This is a genomic window from Pseudomonas sp. P5_A2_2, from assembly GCF_054177685.1.
The window spans coordinates 1-2034 of record NZ_JBGCUL010000818.1 but is presented as its reverse complement, the minus strand read 5'-3'; the positions used below and the strand labels follow the sequence as shown (position 1 = coordinate 2034).

At 62.7% G+C, this 2034-nt stretch carries 2 protein-coding genes; both read left to right on the top strand.

What is annotated here, in order from left to right:
- The coding region (locus tag ACXRVY_RS26110) for a tripartite tricarboxylate transporter permease (RefSeq protein ID WP_458238633.1) at positions 1–944 on the top strand (944 nt) is incomplete at its 5' end.
- Positions 937–1971 (top strand): AbrB family transcriptional regulator, encoded by a 1035-nt coding sequence (locus tag ACXRVY_RS26105; RefSeq protein WP_458238632.1) that lies wholly within the window; start codon positions 937–939, stop codon positions 1969–1971. The genes ACXRVY_RS26110 and ACXRVY_RS26105, both read left to right, overlap by 8 nt.
- Positions 1972–2034 lie beyond the last annotated feature (63 nt).

Here is a 2034-nt window from a genome sequence, read left to right as displayed (position 1 = left end):
GTGTGTATCGCTTCACCGGGGCCCACATCCACCTGACTGACGGCATCCAGTTCGTCGTGCTGGTGCTCGGTCTGTTCTCCATCAGCGAAATCCTTCTGCTGCTGGAAAAAACCCATCACGGCCAGGAAGCGGTGAAAGCCACGGGCCGCATGATGTTCAACTTCAAGGAAGCGGCGTCGGTGTTCACGGTGAACATCCGTTGCGGCGTACTGGGTTTCATCATGGGCGTATTGCCGGGTGCCGGCGCGACCCTGGCCAGTGCCGTGGCGTACATGACCGAGAAACGCATCGCCGGTGCTGGCGGCAAATTTGGCCAAGGTGACAAGCGCGGCCTCGCCGCCCCGGAAACCGCCATCGGTGGCGCAGCCTGTGGTGCGTTGGTGCCKATGCTGACCCTCGGTGTTCCAGGCTCCGGCACCACGGCGGTGATGATCGGCGCCCTGTCGCTGTACAACATCACCCCGGGCCCGTTGCTGTTCCAGGAACAACCCGACATCGTCTGGGGCCTGATCGCTTCGTTGTTCATCGCCAACGTGATGCTGGTGATCCTCAACATCCCGATGATCCGCGTGTTCACCCGCATCCTTGCCGTGCCGAACTGGGCACTGGTGCCGGTGATCGCCATCATCACCGGGATCRGCGTCTACGCGGTGCACGCCACCACGTTCGACCTGTTCCTGATGATCGGTATCGGCATCTTCGGCTACATCCTGCGCAAGCTGGACTTCCCGTTGTCGCCGCTGCTGCTGGGCTTCATCCTCGGCGGCCTGATGGAGCAAAACCTGCGTCGCGCCCTGTCGATTTCCAACGGCGCGCTGGAAATCCTCTGGTCGAGCCCGATCACCTTCGGTGTCTGGGTACTGACGGCGATCATGCTGTTGATGCCGATCATCCGCATCTGGCGCAAACGTTCGGCCACGCAGCGCGCTATCGCCGATGTCTGATCGGTCACCCTTCAGAAACTGGTGGGGAACCCCGCTGGTCGGCCTGCTTGGCGGCTACCTCGCCAGCCAGGTCGGCTGGCCTTTGCCGTGGATGGTCGGCTCGTTGCTGGCGATCATCCTGGTGCGCTGCCTGACACCCTGGCAATTGGCCGAAATCCCTGGCGGGCGCAAGTGSGGCCAGTGGATCGTCGGCATCGGTATCGGCCTGCACTTCACCCCGCCGGTGATGGAGCAGGTGCTGAGTCATTTCGGTCTGATCTTCTTCGGTGCGTTGGTCACCAGCCTGTCTGCCGTGGTCGGCGTGTGGCTGATGCGCCGCACCGGTGAAGATCGCGCCACGGCTTTCTTTTCCAGCATGCCCGGTGGTTCCGGGGAGATGGTCAACCTCGGCGCCCGCAACGGCGCGGTGCTCAGCCGTGTGGCGGCGGGGCAGAGTTTGCGGGTGTTGGTGGTCGTGCTGTGCGTACCGGCAGCCTTCAAGTATTTGTTGGGCGACGGAGCGCCGATTTCCCATGTTGGCAGCATCGATTGGCGCTGGCTGGCGGTGTTGTTTCCCGTTGGCGCGTTGGCCGCCTGGATCTGGGAACGCCTGCGTCAACCCAACCCCTGGCTGTTCGGGCCATTGCTGGTCAGTGCGGCAGTCAGCATCGGCTGGGACCTGCACATCGGTTTGCCCAACGGCGGTAGCCAGATCGGCCAATGGTTGATCGGCAGCGGTCTGGGCTGTCACTTCAACCGGCAGTTTTTCCGGCGTGCGCCATCGTTCATGGGCCGCACCTTGATTGGCACGGCGTTGACCATGCTGATCGCCACGGTGGCGGCATTGGGCTTGAGCGCGCTGACCCATCTGGACCTGCGCTCGCTGACGCTGGGCATGATGCCCGGCGGCATTGCCGAGATGAGCCTGACGGCAGAGACCCTGCAACTTTCGGTGCCGCTGGTGACGGCGATGCAGGTGATGCGCCTGTTGTTCGTGCTGTTTCTGGCGGAGCCGTTGTTCAAGTACTGGAACCGCGATCCAGAGTAAGACTGAGTCGACTTCATCGCGAGCAGGCTCACTCCTACAGGGGAATGCATTTTCCTGTAGGAG